The 14,786-nt window shown below is 60.3% G+C and carries 11 protein-coding genes and 1 tRNA gene; 4 read left to right on the top strand and 8 right to left on the bottom strand.

The genetic code is table 11. The annotated features are described in order from the left end of the window. Nucleotides 1–195 precede the first annotated feature (195 nt). On the bottom strand, nt 196–2,211 hold the full coding sequence (gene uvrB, locus JWU58_RS17950; protein ID WP_024012378.1) for an excinuclease ABC subunit UvrB: 2,016 nt from the start codon (nt 2,209–2,211) through the stop codon (nt 196–198). Between the two features lie 337 nt (nt 2,212–2,548). Between uvrB and JWU58_RS17955 the strand changes: the two genes are divergently transcribed. After that, nucleotides 2,549–3,745, top strand: a complete 1,197-nt coding sequence (locus JWU58_RS17955; RefSeq protein ID WP_206420696.1) for an amino acid aminotransferase — start codon at nt 2,549–2,551, stop codon at nt 3,743–3,745. Nucleotides 3,746–3,972: 227 nt separating this feature from the next. Further along, nucleotides 3,973–4,173, top strand: coding sequence for a hypothetical protein (locus JWU58_RS17960; protein ID WP_016773917.1), 201 nt, complete (start codon nt 3,973–3,975; stop codon nt 4,171–4,173). Here JWU58_RS17960 and JWU58_RS17965 read toward each other — a convergent pair. After that, the gene (locus JWU58_RS17965; RefSeq protein WP_122506462.1) at nt 4,170–4,400 is read right to left on the bottom strand and encodes a hypothetical protein; all 231 of its coding nucleotides are present in this window, start codon (nt 4,398–4,400) and stop codon (nt 4,170–4,172) included. The genes JWU58_RS17960 and JWU58_RS17965 overlap by 4 nt on opposite strands. Before the next feature lie 219 nt (nt 4,401–4,619). Here JWU58_RS17965 and JWU58_RS17970 point away from each other — a divergent pair. After that, nucleotides 4,620–4,695 (top strand) — tRNA-Asn (locus tag JWU58_RS17970). Between the two features lie 113 nt (nt 4,696–4,808). Here JWU58_RS17970 and JWU58_RS17975 read toward each other — a convergent pair. Beyond that, a complete protein-coding gene (locus JWU58_RS17975) occupies nt 4,809–6,332 on the bottom strand; it encodes a nucleobase:cation symporter-2 family protein (RefSeq protein WP_024012376.1) in 1,524 nt (507 codons plus the stop codon). Nucleotides 6,333–6,631: 299 nt separating this feature from the next. Here JWU58_RS17975 and JWU58_RS17980 point away from each other — a divergent pair, with 299 nt between their 5' ends. Next, a complete protein-coding gene (locus tag JWU58_RS17980; RefSeq protein ID WP_016773914.1) occupies nt 6,632–6,967 on the top strand; it encodes a BrnA antitoxin family protein in 336 nt (111 codons plus the stop codon). On the opposite strand, the gene JWU58_RS17985 is transcribed toward JWU58_RS17980, so the two are convergent. From JWU58_RS17985 to JWU58_RS18005, 5 genes are all read right to left on the bottom strand, one after another. Beyond that, entirely contained in the window at nt 6,964–7,797 is an 834-nt protein-coding gene (locus JWU58_RS17985; protein WP_206420697.1) for an arylamine N-acetyltransferase family protein, read from the bottom strand. The genes JWU58_RS17980 and JWU58_RS17985 overlap by 4 nt on opposite strands. Nucleotides 7,798–7,897: 100 nt before the next feature. Then, nucleotides 7,898–8,692 carry an exodeoxyribonuclease III gene (xth, locus tag JWU58_RS17990; protein WP_206420698.1) on the bottom strand — a complete coding sequence of 265 codons (795 nt, stop codon included), beginning with the start codon at nt 8,690–8,692 and terminating at the stop codon, nt 7,898–7,900. 83 nt (nt 8,693–8,775) lie between these two features. Beyond that, nucleotides 8,776–10,218 (bottom strand): mechanosensitive ion channel family protein, encoded by a 1,443-nt coding sequence (locus JWU58_RS17995; RefSeq protein WP_016773911.1) that lies wholly within the window; start codon nt 10,216–10,218, stop codon nt 8,776–8,778. A 326-nt stretch (nt 10,219–10,544) separates the two neighbouring features. Next, nucleotides 10,545–11,411: a pirin family protein gene (locus JWU58_RS18000; protein WP_197890945.1), complete on the bottom strand. Its 867-nt coding sequence runs from the start codon at nt 11,409–11,411 to the stop codon at nt 10,545–10,547. A 158-nt stretch (nt 11,412–11,569) separates the two neighbouring features. Then, on the bottom strand, nt 11,570–14,776 hold the full coding sequence (locus tag JWU58_RS18005) for a transporter substrate-binding domain-containing protein (protein WP_206420699.1): 3,207 nt from the start codon (nt 14,774–14,776) through the stop codon (nt 11,570–11,572). Nucleotides 14,777–14,786: the final 10 nt, after the last annotated feature.

Here is a 14,786-nt window from a genome sequence, read left to right on the forward strand (position 1 = left end):
GCTTGTCTCGAAAAATGAAGAGCAGAACAATCAAGCGGCGAATGGTAACAGGCGACACCCGCCCCGCTCCAGCGGGCAGGGTATTTAAGCCAGATGCCCTAAGCCCTTCAGATGGTGTGAAGGCCATTCGCGAGCAGGCTCGCTCCCACAGGGATACCCAATGATCGTTCCCACGCTCTGCGTGGGAACGATCCCTTATACCGTAAGCAATCGTTCGCGCAGTTTGGCAATCTCGTCACGCATCTGCGCCGCCGCTTCGAACTCCAGATCCCGCGCCAGTTGGTACATTTTCTCTTCCAGCGCGCGGATGCGCTTGGTGATTTCGCTTGGCGAGCGCAACTCGGCTTCGTACTTGGCGTTCTCTTCGGCGGCCTTGGCCATGCCTTTGCGCTTCTTGCTGCGCGAACCGGGCACGGTGGCGCCTTCCATGATGTCGGCGACGTCCTTGATCACACCTTTCGGGGTGATGCCATTCTCAAGGTTGAAAGCAATCTGCTTCTCGCGACGGCGCTCGGTCTCGCCAATCGCGCGCTCCATCGAACCGGTCATGCGATCGGCGTAGAGAATCGCCCGGCCATTGAGGTTACGCGCCGCGCGACCGATGGTCTGGATCAGCGAGCGCTCGGAACGCAGGAAGCCTTCCTTGTCAGCATCGAGAATCGCCACCAGCGACACTTCCGGCATGTCGAGGCCTTCACGCAGCAGGTTGATCCCGACCAGCACATCGAACACGCCGAGGCGCAAATCGCGGATGATCTCGACGCGCTCGACGGTGTCGATGTCCGAGTGCAGATAACGCACGCGCACGCCGTGGTCGGCGAGGTAATCGGTCAGGTCTTCGGCCATGCGCTTGGTCAGCGTGGTGACCAGCACACGTTCTTCGATCGCCACGCGCTTGGTGATTTCCGAGAGCAAGTCATCGACCTGAGTCAGCGCCGGCCGCACTTCAACTTGCGGGTCGACCAGGCCAGTCGGCCGCACCACTTGTTCGACCACGCGCCCGGCGTGTTCGGCTTCGTAATTGCCGGGCGTTGCCGAAACGAAAATGGTCTGCGGGCTGACCCCTTCCCACTCGTCGAAACGCATGGGCCGGTTGTCCAGCGCCGAAGGCAGGCGGAAGCCGTACTCGACCAGCGTCTCTTTACGCGAACGGTCGCCCTTATACATCGCGCCGACCTGCGGCACGCTGACGTGGGATTCATCGATCACCAGCAAGGCGTCGGCAGGCAGATAGTCGTAAAGCGTGGGCGGCGCCGCGCCGGCCGGACGCCCGGACAGGTAGCGCGAGTAGTTTTCGATGCCGTTGCAATAGCCCAGTTCGAGGATCATTTCCAGGTCGAAACGGGTGCGCTGTTCCAGACGCTGGGCTTCCACCAGTTTGTTGTTGCTGCGCAGGTATTCGAGGCGCTCCTGCAATTCGACCTTGATGCCTTCGATAGCATCGAGCAGGGTTTCCCGAGGCGTCACGTAGTGGCTCTTCGGATAGAAAGTGAAGCGCGGCATCTTGCGGATGACTTCGCCGGTCAGCGGATCAAACGCGGAAATGCTCTCGACCTCGTCATCGAACAGCTCGATGCGGATCGCTTCCAGATCGGATTCCGCCGGGAAGATATCGATCACATCACCGCGCACGCGGAACGTCGCCCGGGCGAAATCCATGTCGTTGCGGGTGTATTGCAGGTCGGCCAGGCGCCGCAGCAGCGCACGCTGATCAAGCTTGTCGCCGCGATCAACGTGCAAGACCATTTTCAGATAGGTTTCCGGACTGCCCAGACCATAGATGCACGACACCGTGGTGACGATGATCGCGTCCTTGCGCTCGAGCAACGCTTTGGTTGCGGACAGGCGCATCTGCTCGATGTGATCGTTGATCGAGGCGTCCTTCTCGATGAAGGTGTCGGACGACGGCACATACGCTTCGGGCTGGTAGTAGTCGTAGTAGGAAACGAAGTATTCAACGGCGTTGTTCGGGAAGAACGCCTTGAACTCCCCGTACAACTGCGCGGCCAGGGTCTTGTTCGGCGCCAGTACGAGCGTCGGCCGCTGGACCTGGGAGATGACGTTGGCAATGCTGAAGGTCTTGCCCGAACCGGTCACACCGAGCAGTGTCTGGTGCGCCAGCCCGGCGTCAATGCCCTCAACCAACTGGCGAATGGCTTCCGGCTGATCGCCGGCAGGCTCGAAGCGGGTGACTAGCTGGAATTCCGACATACACACCTCTGGAATCGCGGCGTTCCGCGTCAGGCGGAGCACCACGAGGACGACCGCAAACGACCGATGTCGCGCAAGAAAAAACCTGGATTGTGCTGAATGTGGTGGCGATTGCCTGACCTTTCAAGGCAAACGTCCTACATCCGGTAAAGAGTCTGACAAAGTCAATCGACTAACGGTCAAGAAATAATCGGAAAAACTTACCCTAAAAGCCGATTCGCCTGTCGCCATTGCGCGGTGATGGCCTCTATACTAGCTCCCCGTTTGTGCACCGCTCTAGTGCATTCGGCTGGAGCGCGACACGTCCCTCCACTCTCCATTCAGAGCCGCCGTAATAATGAGCCTGTTCTCCGCTGTCGAAATGGCACCCCGCGATCCAATCCTGGGCCTCAACGAAGCATTCAACGCCGATACCCGGACCACCAAGGTCAACCTGGGCGTGGGCGTGTACTGCAACGAAGAGGGGCGAATTCCACTGCTGCGCGCGGTGATCGAAGCCGAGACGATTCGCGTCGCGCAACACGCTTCGCGCGGCTACCTGCCGATCGATGGCATCGCTGCCTACGACCAGGCCGTGCAGAAACTGCTGTTCGGCAACGACTCGCCGCTGATCAGCGCCGGTCGCGTCATCACCACTCAGGCCGTCGGCGGGACCGGCGCACTGAAAATCGGTGCCGACTTCCTCAAGCAACTGCTGCCGAACGCCGTCGTGGCGATCAGCGACCCGAGCTGGGAAAACCACCGCGCGCTGTTCGAAACCGCTGGTTTCCCGGTGCAGAACTACCGTTACTACGACGCTGCCACCCACGACGTGAACCGTGCCGGCATGCTCGACGACCTCAACGCCCTGCCGAACGGCTCGATCGTTGTCATGCACGCTTGCTGCCACAACCCGACCGGCGTCGACCTGACCCCGGCGGACTGGAACAAGGTACTGGAAGTGGTCAAGGCCAAAGGTCACGTACCGTTCCTCGACATGGCTTACCAGGGTTTCGGCGACGGCATCGATGAAGACGCCGCCGCTGTGCGCCTGTTCGCCGAATCCGGTCTGACCTTCTTCGTCTCGAGCTCGTTCTCCAAATCGTTCTCGCTGTACGGCGAACGCGTTGGCGCACTGTCGATCATCAGCGAATCAAAAGAAGAAAGCGCGCGCGTGCTGTCGCAGGTCAAGCGCGTGATCCGCACCAACTACTCCAACCCGCCGACCCACGGCGCCAGCATTGTTGCTGCGGTGCTGAACAGCCCGGAACTGCGCGCGCAGTGGGAAGCCGAGCTGGCCGAGATGCGCCTGCGCATCCGCGGCATGCGCGAGCAGATGGTTGCCCTGCTGGCGGAAAAAGCCCCGGGCCGCGATTTCAGCTTCGTTGGTCGTCAGCGCGGCATGTTCTCCTACTCCGGCCTGACCACTGAACAAGTGCATCGCCTGCGCAACGAGTTCGGCATCTACGCCCTGGACACCGGCCGCATCTGCGTGGCTGCCCTGAACCAGAGCAACATAAAGGCTGTGACGGACGCGATCGTTCAGGTCATCTGATTTTCGCGGCGTGATGAAAAACGGGAAGCCTTGAACGGCTTCCCGTTTTTATTTGTCTCAGAAAACGCCTTGCAACCTCTAGACTGCACACAAATCCAACCTGTGGGAGCGAGCCTGCTCGCGAATGCGATCGGCCAGTCGATGCTATGTCAGCTGACAAGACGCTTTCGCGTGCAGGCTCGCTCCCACAGGACATGAGCCGAACCCGGAACCTTGCGAGAACCCACATGAAAAACGACAACCTGCGCGCCGACCGTGACGACCTGGATGATTTCATCCCGCGCGCTCCGGCCAAGCGTGAAAAGAGCCTGGTGCTGCAAGTCGCCACCGGGGTATTCCTCGGTGGCCTGGCCCTGTGGCTGGTGCAACTGGCGGCGACGGCGGCCTATGCCAAGCTGATGCTCGGCACGATTACCTTCGGCAGTTAAGCCAGCTCGGCCGCGCGTTGAGTGGCAGCATCGTCGTAAATCACATACAGCGATTCGGCGACCTGGCTCTTGATGGCCTTGCTGCTTTCTAGACCAAGGACGAAACCTTCAGCCTTGCCGCCAGCGCGGTTCAATTCTTCGGCGGTGCTTGCCCCGGTGATTGCATCGAAAAGTTTTTCGGCGTGCGGGCCGATCCCTTTGGGCAGGCTGATCTGTGCGGTGCTCATGCAGGCACCTCGGTGTTGCGAGTGATTTGAATCATGGCGCGTACCTTTGCGGCGAATGGCCGGCAGCGCGTGTGACCACTTCCGGGCTGCCATGGTAGACCTCTGAGGCCTTTCTGGTAACCGCCAATCGCTGACAAAATGCCGTCCGTCCCGACGAATCGCAAAAGTTGCCCGGCGATGCTTGACTTCTCTTTTTGAATCAGTAACATACGCACCAATTCCGCAATAGCTCAGTTGGTAGAGCAAGTGACTGTTAATCACTGGGTCCCTGGTTCGAGTCCAGGTTGTGGAGCCAAATAGCAAAGCCCCTGAATCGCAAGGTTCAGGGGCTTTTTTGTGGGCGCACGAAAAATACCAAAAGGCCGATCTGTTTGGGCAGATCGGCCTTTTCTGTTTCAGACGCAGCGGTCAGACATGTTCGCTGCTTTTCACCTGAACCTTAGGCGCGCCGTGGCCATGGTCGTGGTCATCCGGCTCGATCACCGGCACTTCCTTGCCATCGCAGTCATGCAGCTTGCCGTCGCTGAAGTAATCGCCTTCACGCAGCGCGGCGAGATCGCGATAACGCAGGGTGCGCTCTTCCGCTGCGGCGAACACCGACTGTTGATCCGAGTTGCCGGTCGTGAAGTGGTTGAACGCCAGGTTGAGCAGGATCGCCATGATTGCCGATGAACTGATGCCCGAATGGAAAATCGTCGCGAACCAGCTCGGGAAATGATCGTAGAAGTTCGGCGCGGCGATCGGGATCATGCCGAAACCGATCGAGGTGGCAACGATGATCAGGTTGACGTTGTTGCGGTAGTCCACCTTCGACAACGTGCGGATGCCACTCGCCGCCACGGTGCCGAACAGCACGATCCCGGCGCCGCCGAGGACAGAAGTCGGCACGGCAGCAATCACCCGGCCCATGAACGGCAGCAGCCCGAGGACGACGAGAAACAGACCGCCGGTGGCCACCACGAATCGGCTCTTGATCCCGGTCACCGCCACCAGACCGACGTTTTGCGCGAAAGCACTTTGCGTGAACGATCCGAAGATCGGCGCAAACATGCTCGACAGCATGTCGGCGCGCAGGCCGTTGCCCAAGCGTTTGGAATCTACCTTGGTGTCAATGATCTCGCCCACGGCGAGGATGTCCGCCGAGGTTTCCACCAGCGTCACCATGACCACAATGCACATCGACAGGATCGCAGCGAAATGGAAGGTCGGCATGCCGAAGTGGAACGGTGTCGGGAAGCCGAACATGGGGCCGGTGGTCACACTGGAGAAATCCGCCATGCCAAGGAACACCGCCAGCACCGTGCCGATGACCATGGCCAGCAGAATCGACAGCCGAGAAATGGTCGCGCTGCCAACCTTGCTCAGCAGCAACACCAGCACCAGCGTGACCGCCGCCAGACCGATGTTCTGCATGCTGCCGAAGTCCGGCGCGTGGCTGTTGCCGCCCATCGCCCAGCGTGCGGCCACCGGCATCAGCGTCAGGCCGATGGTGGTGATCACAATGCCGGTGACCAGCGGCGGAAAGAACTTGGTGATGCGTGAAAACACCGGCGTGATCAGCAAGCCGATCAACGAGGCGGCAATCACCGCACCCAGCACCGATTGGAAACCGCCCTCCCCGCCGCTGCTGACGATCGCAACCATGGTCGCCACGCCGGAGAACGATACGCCCTGGACCAGCGGCAGCTGACAGCCAAAAAACGGCAGACCCAGGGTTTGCAGCAACGTCGCCAGCCCCCCCGCAAACAATGAAGCAGCAATCAACAGACCAATGTCCGCCGGCGACAGACCGGCCGCCTGGCCAATGATCAGTGGCACCGCAACGATACCGCCGTACATGGTCAGAACATGTTGCAGGCCGTAAGCCATATTCGCGCCGACCCCGAGGTTTTCATCCTCGGGCCGTTGGTGTGAAACATGGGGCGTTTTCATGGTGGGGGGTTCCCTGGTTTTTGTTATGCGCACACTGTATTCAATACTCAGGACAAATGTCCATAGAGTTGTATACAACTTGTCAGTCACATAATGGTTAGGTAGCCATCCAACCTTCTAGCCTGCGCTTCTTGCCCCAACAAATTCGGCAACACATCCCCGCTGCGCTCGCGCCAGTGCCCACTAGGCTGAAGTGTTCACGGCGACCGACGGTGTAGTCGCGCTCTTTTTTATACATATAAAGTATGCATAATCAAATCAGTGATTCAATTACGACGGGAGTTAAGGAGGCTTGAACGATGAAAGACGAATATGACTTTTCCGCAGGTAAACGCGGCGCAGTAGCGCCGAGCAAGGGCAAGACCCGCATCACTATCATGCTTGATGACGCGGTGATCGAAGCGGCGCGTACCGCCGCGGAAACCGAGGGCTTTGGCTACCAGACTGTGATCAACAACACCCTGCGCCATGCTCTGCTTGATGGCCCACGCCAGCAGGGAAGCGCTGACGATTCAGGTCTGACGGGGCAATTCAAGAAAGGCATCACCGCCACCGATCTCAAGAGTCTCGAGCGAAAGCTGTCAGCGGCCATCGGCGAAATCCGTCGCGTATTGGAGCCTGATGTAAAGCCTTAGATGGAGGCTGGTGCGATTACCCGAGCCAGCGCTTGTCGCACACGCGGTGAATCAGGCACCTGAAGATCGAACTCGCGCCGCAGCAACTCCATCAGCTCGTCGACATCCGCGACTTCGCGCCGCTCACTGTCCGCGCCCATGTGATGAATGGCAAAACTGCCGTTGTTCAGGGTTTTGCGCCAGCCAGCGCCGGTGCGCGCGACCATCAGGCGCTGGGCAAAGGGTGACTCGGGATGGGTGGAGACGTACCAGTTGCCGACGGTGTAATCGATGTCTTCCTGGCGTTGCAAATCGAACAGGTACATCGGCCGCCATTCGCCTGCGACTTTGGCGCGCAGCAGGTAGCCATCCGCTTGCTTGTCGATGCGGTAAGGTTCGTGCGGGGTGGGTTGCTCATCCTCACTGTCGAGCAACAGCGGCGCGGTGGGCACCATGCCACCGAAGCCGACATCGGTGATGTAACGCACTCCGTCGATGGTCACCAGACTCAAACGATGGGTTCGCGCCGTCCAGCTGCCTTCCGGCTGATTCATCACCACGCGCCCGCTGATCGCCCGTGCGTCGAAGCCCAATTCAAGCAGCAGCGCATAGAACAAATGATTGAGCTCATAGCAGTAGCCGCCCCGCCCCTGCTGCAACACCTTGTCTTCGATGGAGACCAAGTCGATCAACACCGGCTCTGCACTGATCGTTGCCAGATTTTCGAAAACAAACTCGGCGGTATGGCGCAGTTGCAACTGACGCAACGTATCCAGTGTCGGTGGCGGCGGCGCATCGAAACCCAGACGTTGCAGGTACAGATTGGTATTGGTCAGCCGTGCCACACTCATTGCTCGATCCTTATGCATGGGCCGCAGAACACTGCGTTGATGTTGCCCTGTATACGGGATCAAGCACGGCTTCCGACAATTGATTTCGCCAATCGCCCGCTCAGCGCTTTTTCCGCGAAGCGATCCGAATCCATGTCGGTGCATGGTCACTGGCGTGCGGTTCGTTGCGCACCCAGGCGTCAACACCGGCGTCGTGCAGATACGGGCTCAATGCCGGGTTGAGCAACAGGTGGTCGATGCGCAGGCCGGAATTGGTTTGCCAATGGTTACGGAAGTAATCCCAGAAGGTGTAGAGGCGCTCTTCGGGATACACGTGGCGCAGAGAATCGGTCCAGCCCTGGTCCAGCAGCCGCTGGTAGCACTCGCGGCTTTCAGGTTGCAACAAGGCGTCCTTGAGCCAGGAACGGGTGTTGTAGATGTCCATGTCGGTGGGCACGACATTGAAGTCACCGGCCAGGACCACCGGGTGATCGCTGCTTTGCAGGTCTTGGGCGTAATTGATCAGACGCTCGAACCAGGCCAGTTTGTAATCGAATTTCGGCCCCGGCTGCGGGTTGCCGTTGGGCAGATACAGGCAACCGACCAGCACACCGTGCACCGCCGCTTCGATATAACGGCTGTGGGTGTCATCGGGATCGCCGGGCAAACCGCGTCGACTCTCCAACGGCTGCGCATCACGCGCCAGAATCGCCACGCCATTCCATGACGCCTGGCCCTGCCAGATCGCGCCGTAACCGGCGGCCTCCAGTTCGGCGGCGGGAAATGCGCTGTCGACTGACTTGAGCTCTTGCAGGCAGACGATGTCCGGCTGCTCGCGCTTGAGCCATTCCAGCAGATTCGGCAGCCGCGCGCGCATGCCGTTGACGTTGAAGGTGGCGATTCGCAGGTTTTTCATCGTCTGCAACTCCTGCCCGGTGGGATTGCAAATTGTGACCCTGAGAACGCCGCGCAGGTTGCATCGAATCACAAAGCGACAGCTCAGACGCGATTACGCAGCCATTGCAGAAAGCCTCTTTTCGGCGCGACCACGGGCGCGTCCTCGGTCAGCGACTGCGCCTTGTGCAGACGGAAATCGAGCAATGCCTGCATCGCATCGTGGATGTCATGGCGCGCGTCCAGGCACGGTTTCAGGTAGGACTTCTCGATGCGATACAGGGCGCAGAAAGTCTTCGCGGAAAAATCCGCCGGCAAGGCGGTGTCGGAAAGAATCCCGGCCTCGCCGATCACCTCACCCGGCCCCATGCGCCCGGATTCCAGGGGTGCACCATGGCGCTTGAGCGTCACCGAAACCACGCCGGACTCAATGATGAACAAATGATCGCTGACCTCGCCGCCCGCGAGAATCGTTTCGCCGGCGCGGAAAGTTTGCAGGGTCATGTTCTGGCTGAAGGTGTCTTTTTCTTCTTCACGCAGAGTCGAGAAGATCGGTGAGCTTTCCAGCAGCGCCCGTGGCCGCGACAACTGCGGTGCGGCGCTGCTCTCGTTGCTGGACAGCAGGTTGATCCCGGACGCCTGCAAATGCCGGTAAGCGAGGTCGAACAACTGATTGCGCACCACGCGCTTCTCGCCCATCGAGGCGACAAACCCGCTGATTTCGTATTCCGCGCCGCCGCTGGCAGAACTCTTCAACGACACGCTCGGCGCCGGTGTGTCGAGCAATTGCCGGCAGCCTTGCATCGCTCGCTCCAACGCCTCGATCACTGAGCTGGGCCGGGCATGGGGGCTGACGGGCACGCTGACGGAAACGCCGAACATATTGCTCGGTCGACTGAAGTTGATGATTTTGGCTTTCGCCGCCAGCGAGTTGGGAATCACGGCCATGCTGCCCTGGCTGGTTTGCAGACGCGTGGCGCGCCAGTCGATGTCGGTGACGCGGCCCTCGGTGCCGTCGATGGAGATCCAGTCATCGAGTTGATAGGGCTTGGTGGTGTTGAGGACGATGCCGGAGAACACGTCGCTCAAGGTGCTCTGCAAGGCCAAGCCGACGATGATCGCCAACGCGCCGGACGTCGCCAGCACGCCTTTGACCGGCAGATCGAGCACGTACGCCAGCGCCGCAATGATCGCGATGAGGAAAATCACCGCGCCGAGCAAGTCCTGCAACAGCCGGCCGGTATGGCCGACCCGCTGCATCATCACCGCGCCGATCAACACCGTCAGGGTGCGCGCACCAAACAGCCACCAGCCGATCTGCAACCCGGTCGCCGCCAGATGCAGCGGCACGTTGTCGGCCCACGGCGCCGGCTCCATCGGGTTGAGGCCTTCGTTGAACAGCACAATGCTGAACAAGGCGAAAATCAGCACCCGCACCAACAGCTTCCATTCGCTGCCGCGAGAGCTGATCAGCCGCCACAGGCCAAGATCGAGCAGGATCAGGATCAACGCGCTAAACAACGGGTGTTCGGTCAGCAGAGACAGCATCAAACAACTCCGACAAAGGCCAATCGCGAGAAGATCGCACAGATTGGCACAGTGTAGGAGCAATTGATTTCGGTGGATGAGCACCGGCTTACAAACACTGCAAAACCCTGAGCTGACGAAGGCTGCGATCTTGAGGCTGTGGGACGCGGAGCGTCCCCGGCTGCATTCCCACGCAGAGCGTGGGAACGATCAGACGCTGAACAACCTGTGGGAGCGAGCCTGCTCGCGAAGGCGTCATGTCAGTCACTACTTCTTCGACCGAATCAGAGCATTCGCGAGCAGGCTCGCTCCCACAGGGAAGTTTCAGTTGGCGGTAAAGCTCGGGGTCAGGCGTGCATCTGGCCAAAGCGCCCGGACTGGAAGTCGGCAAAGGCCTGATGGATTTCCTGCTCGGTGTTCATCACGAACGGGCCGTGGCCAACGATCGGTTCGTCGATCGGCTCGCCACTGAGCAGCAACACCACCGCGTCTTCGCTGGCCTGGAGGGTGAGTCGATCACCGTCGCGTTCGAACAGCGCCAACTGCCCTACCCCAACCGATTCCGCACCGTTGACCAGCACCGAACCTTTCAACACCACCAGTGCGGTGTTGCGTCCTTCGTGCAGATCAAGCGTCAGCAACTTGCCGGCATTGAGGCGCAGATCCCACACGTCGATTGGCGTAAAAGTCCGCGAAGGTCCGGTGTGCCCATCGAATTCGCCGGCGATCAGACGCAGGCTGCCGGCGTGGTCCTTGAGCGCGATGCTCGGAATGTCGCGGTCGAGAATGGTCTGGTAACCCGGCGCGGCCATTTTGTCCTTGGCCGGCAGGTTGACCCACAGCTGGACCATTTCCAGCTTGCCGCCGGTTCGGGCGAAGTTTTCCGAGTGGAATTCCTCATGGAGGATGCCGGACGCTGCGGTCATCCACTGCACATCACCCGGGCCGATGGTGCCGCCACTGCCGGTGGAATCGCGGTGCTGCACTTCGCCGTCGTAAACGATGGTCACGGTTTCGAAACCACGGTGCGGGTGCTGGCCGACGCCACGCTGTTCAGTGGTCGGGGTGAATTCGGCGGGACCGGCGTGATCGAGCAGCAGAAACGGGCTGATGTGCTTGCCCAGGTTGTCGTAGGAAAACAGCGTGCGCACCGGGAAACCATCGCCGACCCAATGGCCGCGCGGGCTGGTGTAAATGCCGATGATGTTTTTCATGGGGTCTCCAATGGGTGAATGCATTGGATTAAGCCTAAAGGCATATCGAATATTCGACTAGATGGTGGAAATCGGCTTGAGTGTTCCATATGCAGAACAATTGAGTCAGCGGCGCGCATTTCGCGAGCAGGCTCGCTCCCACAGGAATCTGCAATGGTTCAGAGGCAACGTGCGAGGCCGTGCATGGCTTCGCGCAACCTGTCGATGGCGCGGTCGATGACAGCGCTGTCACTGTCTCGGCACGCCGTGTCCAGATCTGCACACGCCGCAACAACCCGCGCAGCCCCAACCATTTGCGCACCGCCCCTGATGCGATGGGCCAGCTCACGCAGGCCGTTGCGGTCGCCGACGTGGGTCTGATCCAAAGCTTGCAGATCGTCGCGCAAGCTATTGCCGACTTCCTTGCGCAAACGCTCGATCAACGAGTGATCGGCACCGGCCATCTGCTCCAGGGCACTCAGATCAATCTCGACGGGCTCGGCACTTGGCGGTTCATCTTCGTGGCGCTCGCAACGCTGAGCGCCTTTCAGGGCTTCAGCCAGATCATGCAAACGAATCGGTTTGAACAGGCAACCGTCCATGCCAGCGTCCAGACAACGCAAACGCTCTTCGACCTGCGCATTGGCCGTAAAACCGAGGATCAGACAGGGTGCGCGGCCGCCGGCGGCTTCTTCGTTGCGAATCGCCTGTGCCAGCTCATAGCCATTGCGTCGCGGCATGTTGCAGTCGGTAATCACCACATCGAAGGCCTGGGTTCGCCAGCGGTCCAGCCCCTGTTCGCCATCGCCCACATCTACCGTGCGATGCCCCAGTTCGCTCAATTGCCAGCACATCAGCAAGCGGTTGACCGGGTGATCGTCCACCACCAACACGCTTAATACACAGGTAGCGGCTGCCGCCTCGGGCGTTGCCAGCGTGGTCGTCACAGCTGTCAACAGCGGCAAGGACAGATTCATTTCCACTCGCGTGCCTTGCCCGAGATCACTATCGAGACCCAGCGTGCCGCCCATCATTTCGCAGAGGTTACGGCTGATCACCAGACCCAGGCCGGAACCGCTGCGCGCCGCTTGAAGACTATTGCTCGCTTGAACGAACGGGCTGAACAGGCGCTTTTGATCTTCGCCGCTGATGCCGATGCCGTTGTCTTCGATGCGCAACAGCAAGTCCACTTCAGCGTCGGTCATGGCGATGACCTGCAAGCGCAAACTCACCTCGCCCACCTCAGTGAATTTGATCGCATTGCTCAACAGGTTCGACAGCACCTGTTTGAAGCGCGTCGGATCAATCAGCACATCCACGTCGGCGCGCGGATCAAGTTCGATGCGCCACGAGAGCCGTTTCTGCCGCGCCAGCCCTTCGAACACTCGGCATACCGATAACACCGTCTCGCGTAAATTGGCCCGCTCGGGCGAAAGGGACAAATGCCCCGACTCGATACGGGCGATGTCGAGAATGTCGCCAATCAACGCCAATAATTGCTGGCCGGCATTCGACGCCACCTGAATTGCCAGTCGATCAGTCACGCCCTCCTCTGCGCGCTTGAGCGCCAGTTCGAGCATGCCGATCAAGGCGTTCATCGGTGTGCGAATCTCGTGGCTCATGGTCGCCAGGAAAGTGCTTTTGGCCCGATTGGCCTCATCCGCTGCGTCCTTGGCCTGTTGCAGTTGCAACAACCATTGCTGGCGCTGATGGATCTGCCGACGCTGCCAGCCGATCCAGATCAGGGCCAGCAGCAGCAAGCCTGCGGCGCCGGCAAAACCAAGCAGAATTTCGCGGCGATGGCGCGACCAATAGCTGTCCTCCACCACCACATCGTGGCTCCAGCGCTCGACCAGTTCATCCATTTGCTGCGGCGCGATGCTCAGCAACGCCTTGTTCAGGATCGAGTGCAGCAGCGCCGACTGCGGCGCCGTGGCCAAAGCGATGCGCGCCGGCTGATCGCCTACGGTGCCGGTAATACGCAGGCGGTCGCGGTATTGGCGGGCGATCAGAAAACGCGCCACCAGCAACGAGCTTACCGTCACGTCGACCTGTCCACGGGCAATCAGCGCCATGCCTTCGGCGGGGCTTTTGACTTCGACCAGACGCAGGCCGGGAACCCGTTGCAAGAGGTATTCGCGCAACGGGTGGCCGCGATAGATCGCCAGGCGTTTGCCCGCCAGTTCGTCGAGCGGCAATGGATGTGGTCCGTTCGCTGCGCTGACTAGCACGAACGGATTGTTCAGATAGGCGCGGGTGAATTGCAGCTGCGCTTCCCGCTCGGTGCTCGGCGTCACCACGGGCAAAATATCGAGTGCGCCGGCCTGAAGTTGTTCGAACTGGTCGTTCAGCGAGGTGCCACGCACGATCTCGAAATTCAGCCCGCTGCGCTGCGCAATCAGGCTCAGCAACTGCGCTGCCAGCCCGTTGAAGCGTCCATCAGCATCGAAAAACGCCAACGGCGCGAAGTCTTCGACAGCGCCGACCCGCACCACCGGGTGCTGATCCAGCCACTGCTGCTCGGCGGCGCTGAGCTGTACCCGCGACTGTTCGGCCATCTCGGCGAGGCCGACGCTCCAGCGCTGTTCGATCAGATGGCGACGCTCCATGGGCACGGCCAGCAAGGCCTTGTCGACGATGCGTTTGAGCACCACATCGCTGCGCAACAACGCAAAGGCGAACGGATTGGCATCAAGCCCCGACGGCCCGGCCAGTTGCAGGTCGTTGCGATAATTGGTGTTGATCAGGTAGTTGGCGCTGATGAAGTCGCCCAGGTACACGTCGTCGGCACCGAAGGCGACCGCGCCGAGTGCATCCATGGCCGAAGCATAAAGCTGTACGTGGGCGCCGGGGTAGAACGCCTGAACATGGGCCAGTGGCAGGTAATCCTCGACCATGGCGATGCGTTTGCCTGCAAGGTCAGCAGGCAGTTTCTCGTCATGACGCGTCACCAGCATCGGCTGATCTTCAGCATACGGCCGCGACAGAACAAAGGCCGGATCCGCCGCTTCGAAACTGTTCGAGGTGCCCAGGAGTTCGACGTCAGCGCGCTTGAGTGCGGCCATCAGTGCGGGACGATCGGCGAAACGCCGCACTTCGATCCTGATGCCGAGCAGTTGCGCCAGCAGATCGGCGTAATCGGCGGTCAGCCCTTCCAGCTCATGCTGATTGCGGGTGATTTCGAAGGGCGGGTAATCCGGGCCGGAGATGCCCATGCGCAAGACTGGATGCTCACGCAGCCACTGGCGCTCCCGATCATCGAGGCGCACCTGGATACTTCCCGGTTCGAGGCGCGCCAGCACCTCCAGCGTCTGCGGCTGGTCATTCGCCCCGACCGAGGCAACAAGCCCCAGCCACAGCAATAAAACCCGCAGTCCCTGCATCATGTCGGGGTAC

Origin of the sequence: Pseudomonas atacamensis, from assembly GCF_017167965.1 — a bacterium.
Lineage (GTDB): Bacteria > Pseudomonadota > Gammaproteobacteria > Pseudomonadales > Pseudomonadaceae > Aquipseudomonas > Aquipseudomonas atacamensis.